22 protein-coding genes are annotated in these 21460 nt (G+C 59.9%); 13 read left to right on the top strand and 9 right to left on the bottom strand.

Going from position 1 to position 21460, the window contains the following annotated elements; all coding sequences use genetic code 11:
• Positions 1 to 4 precede the first annotated feature (4 nt).
• Genes ccoO through ccoP form a run of 3 tightly spaced genes read left to right on the top strand, consistent with a single transcriptional unit; the run spans position 5 to position 1769 of the window.
• The gene (ccoO, locus tag L901_RS02540; protein ID WP_059753074.1) at positions 5 to 736 is read left to right on the top strand and encodes a cytochrome-c oxidase, cbb3-type subunit II; all 732 of its coding nucleotides are present in this window, start codon (positions 5 to 7) and stop codon (positions 734 to 736) included.
• A 13-nt stretch (positions 737 to 749) separates the two neighbouring features.
• Positions 750 to 902 carry a CcoQ/FixQ family Cbb3-type cytochrome c oxidase assembly chaperone gene (locus tag L901_RS02535; protein WP_003525003.1) on the top strand — a complete coding sequence of 51 codons (153 nt, stop codon included), beginning with the start codon at positions 750 to 752 and terminating at the stop codon, positions 900 to 902.
• A 3-nt stretch (positions 903 to 905) separates the two neighbouring features.
• Complete coding sequence (gene ccoP, locus L901_RS02530; protein ID WP_059753071.1) at positions 906 to 1769, top strand: cytochrome-c oxidase, cbb3-type subunit III; 864 nt, start codon at positions 906 to 908, stop codon at positions 1767 to 1769.
• A gap of 221 nt (positions 1770 to 1990) precedes the next feature.
• Here ccoP and L901_RS02525 read toward each other — a convergent pair whose 3' ends face one another.
• Both L901_RS02525 and L901_RS02520 read right to left on the bottom strand, forming a co-directional pair.
• Entirely contained in the window at positions 1991 to 2347 is a 357-nt protein-coding gene (locus L901_RS02525; protein ID WP_059753069.1) for a VOC family protein, read from the bottom strand.
• A gap of 10 nt (positions 2348 to 2357) precedes the next feature.
• The gene (locus L901_RS02520) at positions 2358 to 2762 is read right to left on the bottom strand and encodes an SRPBCC family protein (protein ID WP_059753066.1); all 405 of its coding nucleotides are present in this window, start codon (positions 2760 to 2762) and stop codon (positions 2358 to 2360) included.
• Positions 2763 to 2881: 119 nt separating this feature from the next.
• Between L901_RS02520 and ccoG the strand changes: the two genes are divergently transcribed.
• From ccoG to gndA, 5 genes are all read left to right on the top strand, one after another.
• Entirely contained in the window at positions 2882 to 4465 is a 1584-nt protein-coding gene (gene ccoG / locus L901_RS02515; protein ID WP_059753063.1) for a cytochrome c oxidase accessory protein CcoG, read from the top strand.
• Complete coding sequence (locus L901_RS02510; protein ID WP_059753061.1) at positions 4462 to 4962, top strand: FixH family protein; 501 nt, start codon at positions 4462 to 4464, stop codon at positions 4960 to 4962. The genes ccoG and L901_RS02510 overlap by 4 nt, the downstream gene beginning before the upstream one ends.
• Positions 4959 to 7250, top strand: coding sequence for a cation-translocating P-type ATPase (locus L901_RS02505; RefSeq protein ID WP_082710417.1), 2292 nt, complete (start codon positions 4959 to 4961; stop codon positions 7248 to 7250). Before L901_RS02510 ends, L901_RS02505 begins: the two co-directional genes overlap by 4 nt.
• Positions 7247 to 7405 carry a cbb3-type cytochrome oxidase assembly protein CcoS gene (ccoS, locus tag L901_RS02500; protein WP_003502794.1) on the top strand — a complete coding sequence of 53 codons (159 nt, stop codon included), beginning with the start codon at positions 7247 to 7249 and terminating at the stop codon, positions 7403 to 7405. Before L901_RS02505 ends, ccoS begins: the two co-directional genes overlap by 4 nt.
• A gap of 164 nt (positions 7406 to 7569) precedes the next feature.
• The gene (gene gndA / locus L901_RS02495) at positions 7570 to 9000 is read left to right on the top strand and encodes an NADP-dependent phosphogluconate dehydrogenase (protein ID WP_059753056.1); all 1431 of its coding nucleotides are present in this window, start codon (positions 7570 to 7572) and stop codon (positions 8998 to 9000) included.
• 67 nt (positions 9001 to 9067) lie between these two features.
• Here the strand turns inward: gndA and L901_RS02490 are convergent, their stop codons facing one another.
• From L901_RS02490 to L901_RS02480, 3 genes are all read right to left on the bottom strand, one after another.
• On the bottom strand, positions 9068 to 9394 hold the full coding sequence (locus tag L901_RS02490) for an RcnB family protein (protein WP_035223395.1): 327 nt from the start codon (positions 9392 to 9394) through the stop codon (positions 9068 to 9070).
• 190 nt (positions 9395 to 9584) lie between these two features.
• Entirely contained in the window at positions 9585 to 10616 is a 1032-nt protein-coding gene (gene mgrA, locus L901_RS02485; protein ID WP_059753054.1) for an L-glyceraldehyde 3-phosphate reductase, read from the bottom strand.
• Between the two features lie 103 nt (positions 10617 to 10719).
• Positions 10720 to 13218, bottom strand: a complete 2499-nt coding sequence (locus L901_RS02480) for a glycoside hydrolase family 2 protein (protein WP_059753051.1) — start codon at positions 13216 to 13218, stop codon at positions 10720 to 10722.
• A 479-nt stretch (positions 13219 to 13697) separates the two neighbouring features.
• Here L901_RS02480 and L901_RS02475 point away from each other — a divergent pair, with 479 nt between their 5' ends.
• Positions 13698 to 14750, top strand: coding sequence for a LacI family transcriptional regulator (locus tag L901_RS02475; RefSeq protein WP_059753048.1), 1053 nt, complete (start codon positions 13698 to 13700; stop codon positions 14748 to 14750).
• A gap of 193 nt (positions 14751 to 14943) precedes the next feature.
• On the opposite strand, the gene znuA is transcribed toward L901_RS02475, so the two are convergent.
• Positions 14944 to 15936 (bottom strand): zinc ABC transporter substrate-binding protein ZnuA, encoded by a 993-nt coding sequence (znuA, locus tag L901_RS02470; protein ID WP_059753046.1) that lies wholly within the window; start codon positions 15934 to 15936, stop codon positions 14944 to 14946.
• A gap of 104 nt (positions 15937 to 16040) precedes the next feature.
• Between znuA and znuC the strand changes: the two genes are divergently transcribed.
• The 3 genes from znuC to zur are packed head-to-tail and all read left to right on the top strand — an operon-like array spanning position 16041 to position 18176.
• Positions 16041 to 16955, top strand: a complete 915-nt coding sequence (gene znuC, locus L901_RS02465; RefSeq protein WP_059753043.1) for a zinc ABC transporter ATP-binding protein ZnuC — start codon at positions 16041 to 16043, stop codon at positions 16953 to 16955.
• On the top strand, positions 16948 to 17766 hold the full coding sequence (gene znuB / locus L901_RS02460) for a zinc ABC transporter permease subunit ZnuB (protein ID WP_020809931.1): 819 nt from the start codon (positions 16948 to 16950) through the stop codon (positions 17764 to 17766). The genes znuC and znuB overlap by 8 nt, the downstream gene beginning before the upstream one ends.
• A complete protein-coding gene (gene zur, locus L901_RS02455; protein WP_020809932.1) occupies positions 17763 to 18176 on the top strand; it encodes a zinc uptake transcriptional repressor Zur in 414 nt (137 codons plus the stop codon). The genes znuB and zur overlap by 4 nt, the downstream gene beginning before the upstream one ends.
• Before the next feature lie 36 nt (positions 18177 to 18212).
• On the opposite strand, the gene L901_RS02450 is transcribed toward zur, so the two are convergent.
• Positions 18213 to 18746, bottom strand: a complete 534-nt coding sequence (locus L901_RS02450) for a gamma carbonic anhydrase family protein (protein WP_003525039.1) — start codon at positions 18744 to 18746, stop codon at positions 18213 to 18215.
• Between the two features lie 32 nt (positions 18747 to 18778).
• Positions 18779 to 19468 (bottom strand): fumarylacetoacetate hydrolase family protein, encoded by a 690-nt coding sequence (locus tag L901_RS02445; protein WP_059753040.1) that lies wholly within the window; start codon positions 19466 to 19468, stop codon positions 18779 to 18781.
• A 137-nt stretch (positions 19469 to 19605) separates the two neighbouring features.
• Between L901_RS02445 and dusA the strand changes: the two genes are divergently transcribed.
• Positions 19606 to 20616, top strand: a complete 1011-nt coding sequence (gene dusA / locus L901_RS02440) for a tRNA dihydrouridine(20/20a) synthase DusA (protein WP_059753038.1) — start codon at positions 19606 to 19608, stop codon at positions 20614 to 20616.
• Between the two features lie 6 nt (positions 20617 to 20622).
• Here the strand turns inward: dusA and L901_RS02435 are convergent, their stop codons facing one another.
• The gene (locus L901_RS02435; RefSeq protein WP_059753035.1) at positions 20623 to 21423 is read right to left on the bottom strand and encodes a DUF72 domain-containing protein; all 801 of its coding nucleotides are present in this window, start codon (positions 21421 to 21423) and stop codon (positions 20623 to 20625) included.
• Positions 21424 to 21460 lie beyond the last annotated feature (37 nt).

Below are 21460 nucleotides of genomic sequence, written 5' to 3'. Positions count from 1 at the left end.
CCCCATGTCCATTCTTGACAAACACGCCGTCATCGAACGCAACGCGACGCTGCTTCTGGTCGGTTCCCTGCTGGTCGTTTCCATCGGCGGCATCGTTGAAATCGCACCGCTCTTTTATCTCGAGAACACCATCGAGAAGGTGGAGGGCATGCGGCCCTACACGCCGCTGGAGCTGGCCGGGCGCAACATCTACATCCGCGAGGGGTGTTATGTCTGCCACAGCCAGATGATCCGGCCGTTCCGCGACGAGGTGGAGCGTTACGGGCATTATAGCCTGGCGGCGGAATCCATGTACGATCACCCGTTCCAATGGGGTTCCAAGCGCACGGGGCCGGACCTTGCGCGCGTCGGCGATCGTTATTCGAACGAATGGCATGTGCAGCATCTGGCCGATCCGCGCTCGGTGGTGCCGGAATCGATCATGCCGTCATACGCGTTCCTCAAGACGACGCCGCTGAAGATCACCGACATCTCGATGGAGCTGAAGGCCAACCGCGCCGTTGGTGTGCCCTATAGCGATGAGATGATCGAGAAGTCCGCGGCTGATCTTGTCGCCCAAGCCGATCCGAATGCGGATTCGTCGGAACTTCTGGCGCGTTACCCGAAGGCGAAGGTGGGCGATTTCGACGGCGATCCGGCCAGGCTCACCGAAATGGATGCGCTGGTCGCCTATCTGCAGATGCTCGGCACGCTGGTCGATTTCTCGACCTATGACGATGCCGCCGGATACCGGTGAGGAGGTTTAAGCCATGGAAACCTACACGGCCATGCGCCACTTCGCCGATAGCTGGGGTCTGCTTGCCATGACCCTGTTCTTTGCCGGCGTCGTCGTTTTCACCCTTCGCCCCGGCTCCAGACAAGCCGCGGACGATGCCGCCAGCATTCCGCTCAAGGAGGACTAGGATATGTCCGAAAAACACATTGATGACATCAGCGGCGTCGAAACCACCGGCCATGAATGGGACGGTATCCGCGAGCTGAACAATCCCATGCCGCGCTGGTGGGTCTGGACCTTCTATTTCACGATCCTGTGGGCCATCGGCTACACCATCGCCTATCCGGCATGGCCGCTGATCAATGGGGCGACGCAAGGGTTGCTCGGCTGGAACAGCCGTGGCGATATTGCCGCCGAAATTGCCGATGCAAAACAGTCGCAGAGCGTCTTTGTCGACAGGATCGCCAATTCGTCGCTTGCCGAAATTCAGGCCGACCCGACCCTGATGCAATTTGCCCTTTCCGGCGGCGCTGCCGCTTTCAAGGTCAATTGCATTCAGTGTCACGGTTCGGGCGCGGAAGGCGGGCAGGGCTATCCCAACCTCAACGATGACGACTGGATGTGGGGCGGCAGCGTCGACGACATCTATACGACGGTGAAGCACGGCATTCGTTTTGCCGACGATGCGGATACGCGGGCTTCGGAAATGCCGGCCTTTAGCGATATCCTCCAGTCGAATGAAATCCGCGAGGTTGCCGCCTATGTCGTCAGTCTCACCGGCACCCCCTCCAACCCGGCGCAGGTGGAGCCCGGCAAGCAGCTCTTTGCCGACAATTGCGCCTCCTGCCACGGGGAAGACGCCAAGGGCAATCGCGAATTCGGCGCGCCCAATCTTGCCGATGCGATCTGGCTAAAGTCGCAGGGCGAAGAGGGGATTGTCTCGCAGATACGGTCGCCGAAGCATGGCGTCATGCCCGCCTGGGGGGAGCGTCTCGGCGATACGACGGTCAAGCAGCTGGCGATTTTCGTGCATTCGCTTGGCGGCGGTGAGTGATAGCAAAGACAGGAAATGGAAAGGGCTGTGTCATGCGGCCCCCGGATAGATGATAGCGGCCTGAAAGCTCTCTTCCGTCATGCTCGGGCCTGTCCCGAGCATCTGCAACGTCTCGATTGAATTGGACGTGATTAGATCCTTGGGACAAGCCCAAGGATGACGTCGAGTGTAAAGAAGCTCTGCCATCACACTCAAAGGGCCGCTATGCGGCCCTTTTTTCTTTATCGGTCCGACCAGACGGCCAGTTCGTATCCATCCGGATCGGCGAAATGAAAACGCCGGCCACCGGGAAAGGCGAAGATCGCAACGCTGATCTGTCCGCCGGCGGCTTCGACGCGTCGCTGCACATCCTCGATATCGGCGGCGTAGAGAATGACGAGCGGTCCCCCCTTGGCCGAGACCGGCGCCGTGGTGGTGAAACCGCCGGTTAGCCGGCCATCGGAAAATTCGCAATATTGCGGACCGTAATCCTTGAAGGACCAGCCGAAGGCGCCGCCGTAAAATTCCTTGCTGCGTTCGATATCGGCGACGTTGAATTCGACATAGTCGATCCGCCGGTCGTTCGTATTCGTGGTCATGCTTCCTCCATCAATCCTTTTCGAGCAGCGCCTTCAGCGTTTCGAGATCGGCCGTGACCGCTTTTGCGTCCTGCTCGAAATCCTCGTCCGTCATGCCCTGAAGGCGAAGCAGGGTGAAACTCACCTCCGTGCCGCTGCCGTTCGGCGTTACCCGTAGCGCGTTATAAACCTTCACGCCATCCGGCAATGTCACGACATGGTCGATGACGCCGAACTCGTTTGCGGGCGCGAAATTGACGCGCACCTCGCCAAGCGGCCCGCCCTCGGCGATCCAGTCTTCGCCGTCAGGCTTCAGCCCGCCGCCAAGACCTGCCGCCCAGTGTGGCATGTTCTGCGGGTCGGAGGCGAAGTCGTAGACATGGCTCCAGGGTTTTTCGATCGACAGATGAATGATTCTCGACTGCATGACAGGCATTTCATCCTCCCGTGGCGGCGCGTTCCCATACTGCGCCACTTTGTCGTCACTTGATGCAAGTCAAGGATGTTTCACCGGGGAGATGGGAGAAAGCAAGGAGATAAAAACGGACTCCTATCATGAACATCTATCGCGCCGGACAGGACCTTCCGCAGCAGCCCGTCGAAAGGCTGGAGGCGGAAGCCGTCAATTCCGCAAAAACGCGCAAACCGCTTTACGAAGCGCGCAGGAAGATTTTCCCCAAGCGCGCGGAAGGTCGGTTCCGGCGGTTCAAATGGCTGGTGATGCTGGTCACGCTCGGCATTTATTATCTGACGCCGTTCCTGCGCTGGGATCGCGGTCCCTATGCGCCGGATCAGGCGGTATTGATCGATATCGCCAACCGGCGCTTTTATTTCTTCTTCATCGAAATCTGGCCTCAGGAGTTCTTCTTCGTCGCCGGATTACTGGTCATGGCCGGGCTTGGGCTGTTTCTCGTTACTTCCGCTGTCGGGCGCGCATGGTGCGGTTATACCTGTCCGCAGACCGTCTGGGTCGACCTGTTCCTGGTGGTCGAACGGGCGATAGAGGGCGACAGGAACGCCCGCATGAAACTGGATGCAGCGCCCTTCACATTCGGTAAATTGCGCAAGCGGGTGCTGAAACATGCGATCTGGCTGGTGATCGGTGTTCTGACCGGCGGCGCCTGGATTTTCTATTTCGCCGATGCACCGACGCTGGCCATGCAGTTCATGACAGGGCAGGCGCCGATGATCGCCTATTCCACCGTCGCCATCCTCACCGCCACCACCTATGTCTTCGGCGGGCTGATGCGGGAACAGGTCTGCACCTATATGTGTCCATGGCCGCGCATTCAAGCGGCGATGCTGGATGAGAATTCGCTTGTCGTCACCTATAATGACTGGCGCGGCGAACCGCGCTCGCGGCATGCCAAGAAGGCTGCGGCGGCAGGGGAGAGCATCGGTGATTGCGTCGATTGCAATGCCTGCGTCGCGGTCTGTCCCATGGGCATCGACATCAGGGATGGGCAGCAGCTGGAATGCATCACCTGCGCGCTCTGCATCGATGCCTGCGACGGGGTGATGGACAAGATCGGCAAGCCGCGCGGGCTGATCGCCTATGCGACGCTGTCCGAATACCAGTCCAACATGGCGCTGGCGACCGGTAATGGTGAGCATGACATCCGCCCCGCCAATGTGCGCGAGGAGGACGGCAGCTTCAGGAAGAGCATCCGCCACTTCAACTGGCGCATCGTTTTCCGGCCGCGCACGCTGCTTTACACGGCCATATGGTCGGCGGTCGGTATCGGCATGCTGTTTGCGCTGGTGACGCGCGAGCGGCTGGCGCTGAATGTGCTGCATGACCGCAATCCACAATATGTGCTGGAATCGAACGGCTCCATTCGCAACGGCTATACGGTGCGCATTCTCAACATGGTGCCGCAGCCGCGTACGATGAGCCTGACCATCGAGGGCATTCCGAATGCGGTGATGAAGATCAACGGCATGCCGGATACGGCCGCGCGCACCTTCGAGGTGACGGTGGAGCCGGACGAGGCGACGACGCTGAAGGTCTTCGTCACCCTGCCGGGCGAGGATGTGGCGCGTACGGCGGAAAATTTCGAATTCATCGTCAGCGATACGGGCGGCCATGAGACGGCCCGCTACGATGCTGTCTTCAACGCTCCGGGAGTGAAAAAATGACCGTGAACAATCACCAGACGTCCGGTTTCACTTTTACCGGCTGGCACATGCTGGGTGTCATGCTGCTGTTTTTCGGCACCGTCATCACCGTCAACATGGTGATGGCCTGGAACGCGGTCAACAGCTGGAGCGGGCTCGTCGTGCCCAATACCTATGTGGCCAGCCAGCAGTTCAACGCCAAGGCGGAAGCCGCCAAGGCAAGGGCTGCGACCGGTATCAAGGGCAAGCTCATCGTGGATGAAAAGACGGTGCGTTACGAGGTGTTTCATCCCGACACCGGCCCGGTCGATACCGATAAGGTGACGGCGCATTTTCGCCGGCCTGTGGGGGAACGCCAGAATTTCGACATGGAACTGACCCCGGTTTCCACCGGTGTCTTCACCGGACCGCATGACATGTTGCCGGGCCAATGGATCGTCGAGGTTACCGCCGTCAAGGACGGCCGGATCATCGTGCATGAGGGCACGCGGATTGCTGTCATCAGGGGGCGCAAATGAGCTGCTGCGCACCGGGAACGGAAGGTTCGCTGCAACTTGGCGAGCCGATCAATCCACCATCGTCGGAGGAGTTGATGCTGGCGAGCCGCGATCTGGGGCAGGGGTTGCGCCAGACCGATCTCAGCGTGCCGGATGTGTATTGCGGCGCCTGCATCGCCACCATAGAGACCGCGCTCGGCCGTCTTCGCCAAGTGGAGCGGGCGCGCGTGAACCTGTCGTCCAAACGTGTGGCGGTCGTCTGGAAAGAGGAAGTCGATGGCGTCAGGACCGATCCCGCCGAGATTGCCCGCGCCATTCTTGCGACGGGATATCGCACGCATCTTTTCGCCAGTGGGCAGGATGCCTCGGACGCCTTGCGTTCGCAGCTGATTAGGGCGGTGGCGCTGTGCGGCTTTGCTTCCGCCAATATCATGCTTCTGTCCGTCTCCGTCTGGTCGGGGGCGGATGCGGCGACGCGCGACATGTTCCACTGGATTTCGGCGATGATCGCCGCGCCGGCGCTGATCTATGGCGGGCGTTTCTTCTATCAATCGGCCTGGAACGCGCTGAAACATGGCCGCACCAATATGGATGTGCCGATCGCGCTTGCCATCACGCTTTCCTATGCCGTTTCCCTGTGGGAGACGATCCATCACGGCGAACATGCCTGGTTCGATGCGACCGTCTCGCTGCTGTTCTTCCTGCTGATTGGCCGGACGCTTGACCATATCATGCGCGACAAGGCGCGTTCGGCCATTGCCGGGCTTGCCCGTCTTTCGCCGCGCGGGGCAACGGTGATCGGTGAGAACGGAACGCGGGAATACCGCCAGCTTGCCGATGTCCAACCCGGAATGTCGATTGCGATTGCGGCCGGGGACCGCGTGGCGGTGGATGCCGTGGTCGTCTCCGGCAGCAGCGATCTCGACATGTCCATCGTCAACGGTGAAAGCGCGCCGCGTCGCGTTGCGGAAGGCGACAGCCTTCAGGCCGGTACGCTCAATCTCACCGGTTCGCTGACTGCACGGGTGACTGCATCGGCGAAGGATTCCTTCCTCTCGGAAGTGATCGGGCTGATGGAAGCGGCCGAAGGCGGGCGGGCGCGTTATCGGCGCATCGCCGACCGTGCCGCGAGCTATTATTCTCCCGTGGTGCATCTTCTTGCGCTGGTGACGTTTCTCGGCTGGGGCATTTTCGGCGGTGACTGGAAACAGGCGATGCTGATCGCCATCGCGGTTCTCATCATCACCTGCCCCTGTGCGCTTGGCCTTGCCGTTCCCGTCGTGCAGGTTGTGGCCGCCGGAAGGCTCTTCCGGCACGGCATCATGGTCAAGGAAGGTTCGGCGATGGAGCGGCTGGCCGAAATCGATACCGTGCTGTTCGACAAGACCGGCACCCTGACTATCGGCAAACCGAGATTGGTCGAGACTGGCGATGTGAAGCCCGCCACCATGGCGATTACAGCGGGGCTTGCCGCCCATTCGCGGCATCCCCTGTCGAAAGCCCTGCATGCTGCCTATAGCGGCGCTGTGCCGACCTATGAGGCGGTGCGGGAAATTCCGGGCTCCGGCGTCGAGGCGGAGACGGAAGCCGGAACCTACCGGCTGGGCAATCGCCGTTTCGCGTGCCCGGATGAGCCGAGCGTCGACAATGGCGATGCGCGGTCGGAAGTGGTGCTGTCCCTCGATGGCAGGCATCTGGCGAGCTTCGGTTTCGAGGATAATCCGCGCGCGGGGGCTGTTGCGGCATTGCGCAGCCTGTCGGTGCGGGGCCTGATGCAGGAAATCGTTTCGGGTGACCGGGCAGCAGCCGTCAGCGCCATGGCGCAGCGGCTGGGGATCGGCAACTGGCGTGCCGATCTGTCGCCGAAGGACAAGGCGGCGCGCTGCGCCGAGCTTGCCGGAGAGGGGCGCAGGGTGCTGATGGTGGGAGACGGTATCAACGACGCGCCGGCGCTCGCCGCCGCGCATGTGTCCATGGCGCCCGCCACCGCCGCCGATATCGGCCGGCAGGCCGCCGATTTCGTGTTCATGCAGGAGGATCTCGATGCCGCGCCTTTCGCAATCGAGACATCGCAGCGGGCCGGAAGGCTGATCCGGCAGAACTTCGCGCTTGCCATCGGCTATAATGTGATCGCCGTGCCGATTGCGATTGCCGGTTATGCGACGCCGATGATCGCGGCCATCGCCATGTCGACGTCCTCGCTGATCGTTGTCGCCAATGCCCTGCGGCTTGCCGGTGCGGCTGAAACCGTCAGTCCTCAGAACCAAGCGAAGACCGGATTTGCAGGCGAGGGGGTGCAACTGGCATGAATATGCTGATCTATCTCATTCCCGTCGCTCTGTTCTTAGGAGCGCTTGGCCTTTTCGCCTTCCTCTGGTCGGTGCGCTCGGGCCAATATGAGGATATGGACGGGGCCGCCTGGCGGGCGCTGGATGACGGTGACGACCGGCCCCGACGATCATAAGAGGCGAGGCGGGCTTGGCGTTTTGAACCGGCCTCGACCTGTCGCAAATATGCAAAGCTGATTTGCGTCATCAAAATTTAATCGTTTCAGTCCCGGCTAGCCTTGCCGTTTGTTCATTACAGTGCCACAACACGACCACCAAAAAGCAAGATGGAGGCACATCCGTGGAACAGGCAGAAATCGGTTTGATCGGTCTCGGCGTCATGGGCTCGAACCTGGCGTTGAACATCGCGGAAAAGGGCAACAAGATTGCCGTATTCAACCGAACCCCTGAAGCGACGAAAAAATTCTACGCCGAGGCTGGGGACTTGCAGGGACAGTTGATCCCCTGCGAAACCATCGAGGAATTCGTCGCCGCCATTCGCCCTCCGCGCCCGATCATCATCATGATCAAGGCCGGCGATCCGGTCGACCAGCAGATGGAAATCCTGAAACCGCATCTGTCCAATGGCGACATCATGATCGATGCCGGCAATGCGAATTTCCGCGATACGATCCGTCGTTTCGACAATCTGAAGGATAGCGGCCTGACCTTTATCGGCATGGGTGTTTCCGGCGGTGAAGAAGGCGCGCGCCATGGACCGTCGATCATGGTCGGCGGCACCGAGGACAGCTGGAAGCGCGTCGAGAAGGTGCTGACTTCCATTTCCGCCAAGTACAACAACGATCCATGCGTGGCATGGCTCGGCAATGATGGTGCCGGCCATTTCGTCAAGACCATCCATAACGGCATCGAATATGCCGATATGCAGATGATCGCCGAAATCTACGGCATCCTGCGTGACGGCCTTGGCATGAGTGCCGTGGAAATCGCCGATGTGTTCGCAGAATGGAACAAGGGCCGCCTGAATTCCTACCTGATCGAAATCACCGAGAAGGTTCTGCGCGCCGCCGATCCGATCACCGGCAAGCCGATGGTCGATCTGATCCTCGACAAGGCCGGTCAGAAGGGCACCGGCAAGTGGTCGGTCATCGAGGCACAGAACATGGGCGTCGCCGCAACCGCCATCGAGGCGGCTGTGGCTGCCCGTATTCTCTCCTCGCAGAAGGATGAGCGTGAAGCTGCCGAGAAGATCTTCGGCCTGCCGACCCTTGCAGCGGCACCGGCTGACAAAAAGGCCTTCATCGCCGATCTGGAAAGCGCGCTTCTGGCCGCCAAGGTCGGTGCTTATGCGCAGGGCTTCGCCATCATGTCGGCCGCTTCCAAGGAGTTCAACTGGAACCTGCCGATGCCGACGATTGCCCGCATCTGGCGCGCCGGTTGCATCATCCGCTCGGAATTCCTCGATGAGATCACGTCGGCCTTCACCAAGGACCCGCATGTAGCCAACCTCATCGTGACGCCTGCCTTTGCCGGCATCGTCAAGGATACCGACGCGCCGCTGCGCCGCGTCGTTTCCTACGCCGTCCTGTCGGGCCTGCCGGTTTCGGCGCTGGCGTCGGCACTCGGCTATTTCGACGCCTATCGTCGCGGCCGCGGCAGCGCCAACCTCATTCAGGCGCAGCGCGACTTCTTCGGCGCGCATGGTTTCGAACGTACCGACGGTGTGGACAAGCCGCACGGCCCTTGGGGCAGCGGCGCCGACATTTTCTGATCGGCTGAAACGACAAACGACAAAAGGCCCGCACGAGCGGGCCTTTTTCATTTCATCTATGCCTGGATTAGCGGGCGGCGGCGAGGCCGACGATCAGGCCGCTGACGGCGTTGATGAGCAGGAACTGGTTGTCGACGCGCACCCAGCGCTGGTCGCGGCGCGGTTCGGCAAGGCGATAGCGGCGATAATCGCGGCGGTCGATCACGTGGCGGCGTTCACCCGCAGACAGGCGCTGGCCGCGATCCCAGCGGTGCTTCTTGACGATGACCTTTTTGGTGGTGACCTGTCGCTCGACGGTGACGCCGCGATGGCGATCGTCGTGGCGGCTTTGGGCCTGAGCCATCGGAGCGGCGAGAACGGTAGCGGCCAGAAGAATGGTGACGAACTTTTTCATGGAAGTTTCCTCTCGTGTTTCGATGAGGAGAACTTACGAATAAACGAATGAACGGAAACTGAATTTAAAATTACATTTATGTAATGGTTGTTAACGGTTAGGGGTGGGAGTTAATCTTTTGTTTTGAGATTTTTGGCCCGGCTTTTGCAATGTGCAGACCGCCCGGCGGAACCGGGCGGTCTCTCCTCCGTCAGACCCGTTCGGCGGATTTTGCCCAGAGGTTGATATCCGCTTCCTTGGCGTAACGGTCGATTTCGGCAAGTTCCTCGGCCGTGAAATCCGGCTTGTCGAGCGCCTTCACGCAATCCTCGACCTGTTCGACACGGCTTGCGCCGATCAGCGCCGAGGTGATGCGGCCGCCGCGCAGAACCCAGGCAATCGCCATCTGCGCCAGCGTCTGGCCGCGCCGCTCGGCAATGCTGTTGAGTGCACGGATGTTCTCGACATTGCGCTCGTTGAGGAAAGCCGGGTTGAGCGACTTGCTCTGCGCGGCACGGCTGCCGTCCGGCACGCCGCCGAGATATTTCGTCGTCAGCATGCCCTGCGCCAGCGGGGAGAAGACGATGGAGCCGATGCCCAGTTCTTCCAGCGTATCGACGAGCCCGTCTTCCTCGATCCAGCGGTTGATCATCGAATAGCTCGGCTGATGGATGATGCAGGGCGTGCCGAGGTCCTTCAGGATCGCGGCGGCCTCACGGGTGCGCTTCGAATTGTAGGACGAGATGCCGACATAAAGCGCCTTGCCCGAGCGCACGATCTGGTCCAGCGCGCCGCAGGTTTCCTCAAGCGGCGTATTGGGGTCGAAGCGGTGGGAATAGAAAATATCGACGTAGTCCAGCCCCATGCGCTTCAGGCTCTGGTCGCAGGAGGCGATTACGTATTTGCGGCTGCCCCATTCGCCATAGGGGCCGGGCCACATGTTGTAACCGGCCTTGGAGGAGATGATCATCTCGTCGCGATAGCCGGCAAAATCCGTCTTCAGGATTTCACCGAAGGCGGTTTCAGCGCTGCCGGGCGGCGGGCCGTAATTGTTGGCGAGATCGAAATGGGTGATGCCGAGATCGAAAGCGCGGCGGCAAATGGCCTGTTTGGTCTGGTGCGGCGTGTCGTTGCCGAAATTGTGCCAGAGCCCGAGCGAAATCGCCGGCAGCTTCAGGCCGGTCTTGCCGCAGTGATTATATTTCATGGATGCATATCGGTTTTCGGCCGGTTGCCAAACCATGGGTCTTCCTCCGCTTGCTGATGACTGGCTGCCGGAGAACCCGGCAACCTTTTGAACCGATGAAGACAGGCGTGGGTTCACCTGTCATTCCCGAGAGGGATGGTTATGCCTTTCTCCGCATGGTTTCAATGCCGGGATTGGGCGAGGATTGGCAGGTATGAAGATCGAAGATGCGGAAATGCGGCTGGGGGCCGTCCGCCTTCGGGGTGAAGATGATACGGCGCGTTTCGCCGGCGGCAAGATCGAAGAGATTGTCGGAATAACGTCCGGGCTGATCTGCCTCCAGCATGACGAAGAGGGCGAGACCCGTGGCGGTAACATCGATTTCGAACTGGCCGTTTTTCAGTGTGTTGGTCGTGAATGTCAGGCCGGCGGGCTGAAGCTCCAGTGCCTTATAGGTGTCGCGCACATGGTGGCCTTCGCCGGTCATTCCGTTAGACGCGATGAAGCTCCAGGCAAGGACGGCGCCGTCAGGCAGGCTGTCCATGTCGATATCGGTCAGCATGGCGGCCCTGTCGGTCGCGCAGGTGCCGTTGGCCGATTTCAGCGGCACGCGGTTGCCGTCCATGGTCAGGGCAACGATGTTCATGTCGATTTCCACATCCTCCGCCGTGTCGTTGACCATGGAGAAGCTCACCCGGCGTCCATCTTCTGAAGGTATGGCCGAGACCGTAACCGGCTGGAAGAAACGGCGGGCGGCATAATGCAGCGCTTTCCAGCCGCCGCCATAATCGAGGCTCGACCATGAGGCGACCGGCCAGGTGTCGTTCAGCTGCCAATAAAGCGTGCCCATGCAATGGGGCTTCAGCGAGCGCCAGTAATCGACGGCCGTGCGGATGGCCAGCGCCTGCTGCACCTGGCTGAGATAAACGAAATTCTCGAAATCCTTCGGGAAGCGGAAGTAACGGAACATGGTGCCCGCAATCCGCTCATTGCCGCCGACATTCTTCTGGTGCAGCTCAATGACCGGCGAGGCAATGTTCATGTCCCGGTCTTCCGCGTAGGTGCGGATGACGGGCATGGATGTATAGGACTGGAAACCGAATTCGGAGCAGAAGCGCGGTTTCACGGAGCGGTAATTGTCGAACGACTTGTTCTCGTGCCAGACGGACCAATAATGCATGTCGCCGGAACCATCCGCGTGCCAGGCATCACCATAATCGAGATAACCGGAGGCGGGGCTCGATGGCCACCAGTGCGCTTCGGGAGCGGCCTTTTTCAGCGCCCGCTCAATGGTGCGGTTCAGGCGGTCATAGGCCACGAGATAACGGTCGCGATTGTTGCGGGATTCATCGAACCAGGTCAGCGCACCCACCAGCTCGTTATCGCCGCACCAGAGCGCGATGGAGGGATGCGAGGAGAGGCGTTTCACCTGATAATCGACCTCGTGTTCGACATTGTCGAGGAAGTCCTCGCTGCAGGGATAGAGATTGCAGGCGAACATGAAATCTTGCCACACCAGCAGGCCGAGGCGGTCGCAGAGATCGTAGAACCAGTCTTCCTCATAGAACCCGCCGCCCCAGACGCGGATCATGTTCATATTGGCCTCGACCGCAGAGCAGAGAAGGTCTTCGGTCTTTTCCCGGCTGGTCAGCGAATAAAGCGCATCGGCGGGGATCCAGTTGGCGCCGCGGCAGAAGATTTCCCGGCCGTTGATGCGGAAAGCGAAGCGGCTGCCTGCCTCGTCCTTGTCCGTCAGAAGCTCGATGGTCCTGAAGCCGATCTGGCGGGTCACGGCCTCATCGGGCAATTCCACCGTCAGCCCGTAGAGCGTCTGTTCGCCACTGCCGGCTGGCCACCAGAGCTCCGGATTTTCCACGAAGAAGACGTGACGCACCACCGTTTCGCCGGCGCCGACGCCGCAATCGAGCCTGAGCCTTTCGTCATTCAGCGACAGATAGACCGGTAGGCTCGCGGGGCCTTCGGCAAATAGCGTGACGGCCACATGCAGTTCCACACCGCCTTCGACATGGTGCTGCGAGGTGACGACATGTTCGATGCGGGCTGTATCGAGGCGCTTCAGCAGGATTTTGCCGTAAAGGCCGAGCGGCGCAATCGCGATATTCCAGTCCCAGCCGAAATGGCATTGCGGCTTGCGCAGCATGTTGCCATTGGCAATCGGCGAATTGCCGGGGTGATAGGGAATATAAAAAGGCTGCCGCGCCTGCCGTTCCGCGCCGGCCGCGATGTTGGAATGGAAATGGATGCGGATGGTGTTTTCACCCGGCCGCACAGCCCGCGAAACATCCGGGCGGTAACGGCGGAAACAATTGTCGGCGCTCAGGACGGGGATGTCGTTGACGAAGACGATGGCGACGGTGTCGAGGTAATCGATATCGAGATACCAGCTGGCATCCGCCTCATCGAGAATGAATGTGCGCTCGAGGATCCAGTCCTGCTGCGCGACCCATTGTACCGCCTTCTCATTGGCGCCGTGATAGGGATCTGGAATGATGCCCGCATTTTTGAGCGCGGTGTGAACATCGCCCGGGACGGAAAGCTGGGTGGCGTGGTCTCCTTCCATCGAGGTCAGGCGCCAGGACCCGGCCAGATCGATGACGGTTTCGGGCGAGGAAGAAGAAATCATAATCGGACCCTGCATAATATGAATTCGAAGAAGACTGGCCTGCATCATGGTGCAGGCTTGTGTCAGAATCTGGGGAGAATGGACGCTCGCAAAGCGGCTGCCTCACATTTATCCGGCTTTGCGATTTCCTCCCTTCGGCAACGTTACCGTAAAACAATCGTTCCGTCATTCCTTTGAGTGGGAATCAGTAACATGAAAAAATCCGGGGAACGCCGGGTCTTGATAATGACGTTTTCTCGCTCAGTAACTCGTTATATTTATCATTTTATATTAGTATTTTATGTAAGTTTTTTAATCTGTATAATGAGGATTTTTATTCCATGATATTCGGACTTTTGGCCCCGTAAGAAAAGGATCGCAGTCGGGAAATATTTTCCGGACCTATATCGTTTTAGCTGAATTGGCCGATAGCCGGACAAGACCGCAGACCTTTGCCTTTGCAACGGAGCAAAAGCTATCTATGATTACCGTTCGGTAAAGCGTGGCGAAATGACATGAACGATACTGGCAAATCCGGCAGGGACGACATACCCGCGACCACGGGCGAACGTCCGACCTTGAAGACAATCGCCTATATGACGGGTCTCGGCATCACCACCGTCTCGCGCGCACTGAAGGATGCGCCCGATATCGGCGCTGAAACCAAGGAGCGCGTGCGGCTGATCGCAAGGCAGATCGGCTACCAGCCAAACCGCGCCGGGGTGCGCCTTCGTACCGGCAAGACCAATGTGATCGCCCTTGTGCTGAGCGTCGATGAAGAACTGATGGGTTTCACCAGCCAGATGGTCTTCGGCATCACCGAGGTTCTTTCCACGACACAATATCATCTGGTCGTGACGCCCCACATCCATGCCAAGGATTCCATGGTGCCGATCCGCTATATTCTCGATACCGGTTCGGCGGATGGGGTCATTATTTCGAAGATCGAGCCCAACGATCCGCGCGTTCGTTTCATGACGGAGCGCAACATGCCCTTCGTCACCCATGGGCGGTCCGATATGGGCATCGACCATGCCTTTCATGATTTCGACAATGAGGCCTATGCCTATGAGGCGGTCGAGCGGCTGGCGCAATGCGGGCGTAAAAGGATCGCCGTCGTCGTGCCGCCATCGCGGTTTTCGTTCCACGATCACGCCCGCAAGGGGTTCTTGAGGGCAATCAGGGATTTCGGCCTTAGCGAATTTCCGCTGGATGCCATCACCATCGAAACGCCACTCGAGAAAATCCGCGATTTCGGCCAGCGGCTGATGCAATCGGATGACCGTCCCGACGGCATCGTTTCGATCAGCGGCAGCAGCACCATTGCGCTGGTGGCGGGTTTCGAAGCGGCAGGTGTGAGGATCGGCGAAGATATCGATATCGTCTCGAAACAGTCCGCCGAGTTCCTGAACTGGATCAAACCGCAGATCCACACCGTCAATGAGGATATCAAGCTGGCGGGCAGGGAGCTTGCGAAGGCCCTTCTGGCGCGCATCAACGGCGCGCCGCCGGAAACCTTGCAGAGCATCAGCAGCCCTGTCTGGTCTTCGATGGCACCGAAGCCGTAATGAGTTGCTTTGCGATTAATGGCGCGACGTCTCTACCAGCGATTGTCGCGCTTCATTTCCTTATGCAGTACTTTATATTTCAACCGCAAGTAACTGTTTTAAAATATATATTATTCCGATAATTCACGCCTCGACCGTATTCCGGCTCAAAGCCGGAATGACGGAACCGGGGCGTTAGAGGCGGCAATGTGCATCAGGACAGGCAATCCTTCAGCGAGCCTGCAATGCCGCGCATTAGCTTGAAATAGAGGTCCGGGCCGGGTTCCAGTGTCGCTGCTTCCGGATCGAGCGTCGCCGATTTCGCGGCGGTGCCTTCGGTGATGACCGAAATCAGCTTCGGCTCGAATTGCGGTTCAGCGAAGACGCAGGTTGCGCCGAGCTGGCGAACCTTTTCCTGCATCTGTTTGACGCGGTCAGCACCTGGCAGGGTTTCGGGGCTGACGGTGATCGACCCCGCCGTCTTCACGCCGTAACGATGCTCGAAATATTGATAGGCATCGTGGAAGACGATGAAGGGCTTGTCCTTCACCGGCTTGACCGTTTCCCTGAGTTCGGCGTCGAGCGCATCGAGGTCGTCGATCAGTTTTTTGGTGTTGGCCTGATAGGTCGCGGCATTGCCGGCATCGGCCGCGATCAGCGCGGTTTCTATCGTCTGCGCCATGGCCTTGGCATTGGCGGGATCGAGCCAGAGATGGGTGTCATATGCGCCGAGGTCATGGTCCCCGTGACCCTCCGCATGGTCGTGTCCATGATCGTGCGCGCCTTCCTCTTCAGCGTGGCCGTCATGCGCCTCGTGGCCTTCATCGCCATGGTCATGTGCTTCAAAGGGGCCGCCTTCGCGGAAGGGCAGCTTTTCCAGACCCTTTGCGTCTTCCAGTTCCACCACGGTTGCCTTGCTGGCAAGCGCTTCGAGCGGCTTTTCCAGGAATGCTTCCAGTCCCGGCCCAACCCAGAAGACCACATCGGCCTTTTCGAGCTTGCGGGCATTGGACGGTCTGAGATTATAGGTGTGCGGCGAAGCCGCGCCGTCGACGATGAGCTGCGGTTCGCCGACGCCCCGCATGATGGCGGCGACGAGGGAATGGACGGGCTTGATCGAGACCACGACATCGGGCGCGGCGGTGGCGCCGGAAGCGGCGGCCGCTATTGCCACTGATGCCATGAGCGGGATCAGGAACGATTTCATGAAATGCACTCCACTTGAAGAAGTATAGTTATGTTATTACATTTATTGCGTAACTCTATAACGTATGCAATAGCGGTAAGCAACATCGCCGAACGGACAATCCCATGCTTCATTCCGCCCATCGGGGCAAAGAGATACTGGTTTCCCTTGCCAATGCCGGCGTGCAGCGCAACGGCCGCTGGCTGGTGCGCGGCGTGGAGTTTTCCGTCAGCAAAGGCGAGATCGTCACGCTGATCGGGCCGAACGGTTCCGGCAAATCCACCAGCGCGAAAATGGCGATCGGCGTGGTGAAGCCGACCGAGGGCGAGGTTTCGCGCATTGCCGGTCTGAAGGTCGGTTATGTGCCGCAGAAGCTTTCCGTGGACTGGACCATGCCGCTTTCGGTGCGCCGGCTGATGACGCTGACCGGGCCGCTGCCAGCCCGCGAAACCGACGCGGCGCTGAATGCGACGGGCATTGCGCATCTCGCCAATGCGGAAGTGCAGCACCTTTCCGGCGGCGAGTTCCAGCGCGCGCTTCTGGCCCGCGCCATCGCCCGCAAGCCCGATCTGCTGGTTCTTGACGAGCCCGTGCAGGGTGTCGATTTCTCCGGCGAGATCGCGCTCTATGATCTGATAAAAAATATCAGAAATTCAAATAATTGCGGAATTCTGTTAATATCGCATGACCTGCATGTGGTAATGGCGGAAACAGACACCGTCATTTGCCTGAACGGCCATGTCTGCTGCCGGGGCACGCCGCAGGCGGTGAGCCAGAGCCCGGAATATATGCGGCTGTTCGGCGGCGCCGCAGCCAAGGCGCTTGCCGTCTATAGCCACCATCACGATCATACCCATTTGCCCGATGGCCGAGTGCAGCATGCGGATGGTTCGGTGACCGATCATTGCCACCCCGAGGATGGGCACCATCATATGCATGACCACGGCCACCACCACGACAGCCATGACGACTGCGGCTGCGGCCATGAGCATGAGGGCCATACGCCATCCAGGCACGGACAGGGAGAGCGCCATGTTTGACGATTTCTTCGTTCGCGCCATGGTCGCCGGTATCGGCGTTGCGCTCACTGCCGGTCCTCTCGGCTGTTTCGTCGTCTGGCGTCGCATGGCCTATTTCGGCGATACGATGGCCCATTCGGCGCTGCTCGGCGTCGCGCTGTCGCTGCTGTTGCAGCTCAACCTCATCGTCAGCGTCTTTTTGGTGGCGTCGGCCGTGTCGATCCTGCTGCTCTTTTTGCAACGGCGTCAGGCGCTCTCCGCCGATGCGCTGCTTGGCATCTTGTCCCATTCGGCACTGGCGATAGGACTCGTCATCGTCGCTTTCATGAGCTGGGTGCGCATCGATCTCGTCTCGTTCCTGTTCGGCGATATTCTCGCCGTTACCCGCAGCGATATCGCCCTGATCTGGGGCGGCGGGCTGGTGGTCATTGTCTCAATGGTGTTCCTGTGGCGGTCGCTGCTTGCCTCCACCGTCAATACGGAGCTGGCCGAAGCCGAGGGGTTGAACCCGGAGCGCGCAAAGCTGATCTTCACGCTGTTGATGGCGCTGGTGATCGCAATTGCCATGAAGGTGGTCGGCATCATGCTCATCACGTCGTTGCTCATCATACCGGCGGCGACCGCCAGACGCTTTTCCGCGACGCCTGAGGTGATGGCGGTGGTGGCTTCGCTGATCGGCGCGGTCGCCGTTGTCGGCGGCCTGTTCGGCTCGCTCAGTTACGATACGCCGTCCGGCCCATCCATCGTGGTTGCCGCGGTTATCCTCTTCGTTATAAGCCTGTTGCCGGCGCCGGGTTTTTCCCGCGCCGCGGATGAAGGAGGCAAATCATGAATGCGCAGACCCAGCAGAACCTCACCAAGAACCAGTCGCTGGTCATGAATGCCCTCTCAAACGCGCATCAGCCGCTCAGCGCCTATATGATCCTCGACAAGCTACGGGATGAGGGTTTTCGTGCGCCGCTGCAGGTTTACCGGGCGCTGGAAAAGCTGGTTGAGTTTGGTCTCGTGCACCGGCTTGAGAGTCTCAACGCCTTCGTTGCCTGCACCCATACGCAGGCGGAGTGCTGCTCGCACCACCATGGCACGGTGGCTTTCGCCATCTGCGAATCCTGCGGGCAGGTGACGGAGTTCCACGATCATGAAATCGACCACCGCCTCGAGCGCTGGGTGAAGGACAGCAAGTTCAAGGCGGAAAAGACCACCATTGAAATTCGCGGCCTCTGCGCCGCCTGCTCGGCTTAGTCTCACGGCAGGGCGGGCGTGGATGCCCGCCGTTTCCTATCCTTCGATGATCGCCAGATCTTTCGAAAAACGCTTCCAGTTTTCGATGTATTTTTCCGCCGAGCGGCGAAGCCCCGCGGCGGCCTCATCATCCAGCGTCCGGATGGCGCGCGCCGGCGAGCCGACAATCAGGGAATTGTCCGGAAATTCCTTGCCCTCCGTCACCAGCGCATTGGCGCCGACGAGGCAGTTGCGGCCGATTTTTGCGCCATTCAGGATCGTCGCGCCCATGCCGATGAGCGAATTGTCGCCAATGGTGCAGCCATGCACGATGGCATGGTGGCCGATGGTGCACATTTCGCCGATGACGGCGGGAAAACCGGGATCGCTATGCACCATCACGCCCTCCTGAATATTGGTGCCGCGCCCGATGCTGATCGGCTCGTTATCGCCGCGCAGCGTTGCGCCGAACCAGATGCCGACATCCTCGCCGAGCGTCACCGAGCCGATGACATTGGCGTCGGGGGCAACCCAATAGCGATCAGGCGCAGGGGTCTGTGGCACCCGGTCGGCGAGGCGGTAAAGCGGCATGGTGGTGTCCTCCCTTTTGTTCTTCGACGGCCTCAGGCAACCGTGACGCCCAGCGTGCCGATACCCTCGACGCCGCATTCGATCCGGTCGCCACGCACGATGGGGCCGACGCCGGCCGGCGTGCCGGTCATGATGACGTCACCGGCGGTAAGCGTGAACAGCTTGGAAAGCTCGGCAATCACTTCCGGCACCTTCCAGATCATCTGGGCAAGATCGCCCGTCTGCTTGCGTTCGCCATTGACGTCGAGCCAGATCGCACCGGTAGCGGGATGGCCGATCCTGTCTGCTGGGACGATGGGGGAGACCGGTGCGGAATATTCGAAGGCCTTCGCGCCTTCCCAGGAGCGGCCCATCTTCTTCAGGCCGTCCTGCAGGTCGCGACGGGTCATGTCTATGCCGACGGCATAACCCCAGACATGGCCCAGCGCCTCGGAGGCCGGGATATCGGCACCGCCGCTTTTCAGAACCACGACACACTCGACTTCGTAGTGCACGTTCGATGACAGCGGTGGGTAGGGGAAGTCCTGACCGGCGGGCAGCAGATTGTCCGGGTTTTTCTGGAAATAAAAGGGCGGCTCGCGCGAGGGATCGTGGCCCATCTCAATGGCGTGATCGGCATAATTGCGGCCGACGCAATAGACCCGCCGGACGGGGAACAGATCGCCCGTGCCTTCAACAGGCAGGAGAACGGGTTTCGGAGCGGGGATGACGGTGGCGGCCATGTCGATTTCCTGTCGTCTTTTTCGGTGCAATTCTTGTCCCGCGATTCCGGGGCGATTTCCAGTTCAAAATGACCCTGCCTGCAAAACTGGCTTTTTACGGTCCTTTGCTGTAGAAGCCGGCGCAAAGAGGTTAATTCATGTACAGACAAGCGCTTGCAAGCGGCGAAAAAATCTTCGCCGTGGCCCCCATGATCGACTGGACCGACACGAGGTGCAGGTTTCTGCACCGGCAATTGTCGAAGCGTGCGCTGCTTTATACCGAAATGATCGTCGCCGACGCCATCATCCATGGCCAGCGCGACAGGCTGCTCGGTTATCACCCTGAGGAACATCCCGTCGCGCTACAGCTTGGCGGGTCCGATCCGGCCAAGCTCGCCGAGGCGGTGCGGATCGCCGGCGATTACGGATATGACGAGATCAACCTCAATGTCGGCTGTCCCTCGGATCGCGTGCAATCCGGCACCTTCGGCGCTTGCCTGATGCGCGAGCCTGAGGTGGTAGCGCAATGTGTCTCCGCGATGAAGGCTGTCGCCAGCGTGCCGGTTACGGTGAAATGCCGGATCGGGGTGGACGATCAGCAGCCGGAAGCGGTTCTGCCGGATTTTCTGAAGCGGGTTGTTGCGGCAGGCGCGGACGCGGTCTGGGTTCATGCGCGAAAAGCCTGGCTGCAGGGGCTTTCGCCAAAGGAAAACCGCGAAGTGCCGCCACTCGATTATGATCTCGTCTATCGCATGAAGCGGGAAAACCCTGATGTCTTTATCGGCATCAATGGCGGTATCGCCGATCTCGATCAGGCGAGCGAACATCTCCAGCATATGGATGGCGTGATGCTCGGCCGTGCCGCCTATCACAACACGTCCATTCTTGCCGATGTCGACCATCGCATCTATGGCGACGAGGCCCGCCAGCCGGACTGGATAGCGCTGCGTGACGCGATGATGGCCTATGCCGCCGACTATATCGCCGCGGGCGGACGTCTCAACCACGTCACCCGCCACATGGTCGGGCTGTTTCAGGGCATGCCCGGCGCGCGCCGTTTCCGGCAAATCCTCTCCAGCGATGCCACCCGGCCGGGCGCTGGCCCGGAGGTGATCGAGGCAGCTTTCGCGGCCATCGATTTCAGCCCGACGAAAGACATGGCGGGCTGAAAGAGTTCAGACCGCCTTTTGCAGTTCCTGCGCACCAACAGGCGCATTGACCTTGCCGCCGGTGATGAAGAAGGCGAAGACATCGCGTGGTGTCTTTTCAACCTTCCGATCCGGCGCTATCAGCGGCATATCGCCCGGCACGGCGCCCTTCGCATAGGTCTTTACCCGCTCGGCCCAGTGGTCAATGTCTTTTTTCGGGTAACAGGTCTTGATATCGTCCTCGCCCTTCTGCAGGCGGCAATAGACGAAATCGGCCGTCACATCCGGCAGCATCGGATAGTCATGATGATCGGCGCAGACGACCGCGACCTTGTGCCTGGCGAGAAGATCGATGAATTCCGGAACCTGAAATGTCTCGTTGCGCACCTCGACGACATGGCGAAGACGGATGCCGTCCTGCTTCTCGGGTAACAGGGACAGAAATGCGCCAAAATCCTCCGCGTCGAATTTTTTCGTCGGCGCGAATTGCCAGAGGATCGGGCCGAGGTGGGACCCGAGTTCCGTTAGTCCCTGTGTCAGAAACTTCGTCATCGATTCACCGGCCTCGGCCAGAATCCTGCGATTGGTGACGAAGCGGCTTGCTTTTAGCGAGAAGACGAAATCCTCGGGCACTTCGGAAGCCCATTTGGCAAAAGTTTCCGGCTTCTGGCTGCTGTAATAGGTTCCGTTCACCTCTATGGCCGTGAGCTGCCGGCTGGCATGCTCCAGCTGGCGCTTCTTCGGCAGTTTTTCCGGATAAAATGTGCCTTCCCATGGCTCGAAGGTCCAGCCGCCGATACCGGTGCGGATCGTGCCTGATGTCGACATATGCTGTTCCTCCTCCGGCCTTCGGCCTATCGAACCC

The organism is Agrobacterium sp. D14 (assembly GCF_001526505.1).
Taxonomy (GTDB): Bacteria; Pseudomonadota; Alphaproteobacteria; order Rhizobiales; family Rhizobiaceae; genus Agrobacterium; species Agrobacterium leguminum.
Note: the sequence above shows the minus strand (reverse complement) of the source record. Positions and strands in the feature narration are given on the sequence as shown.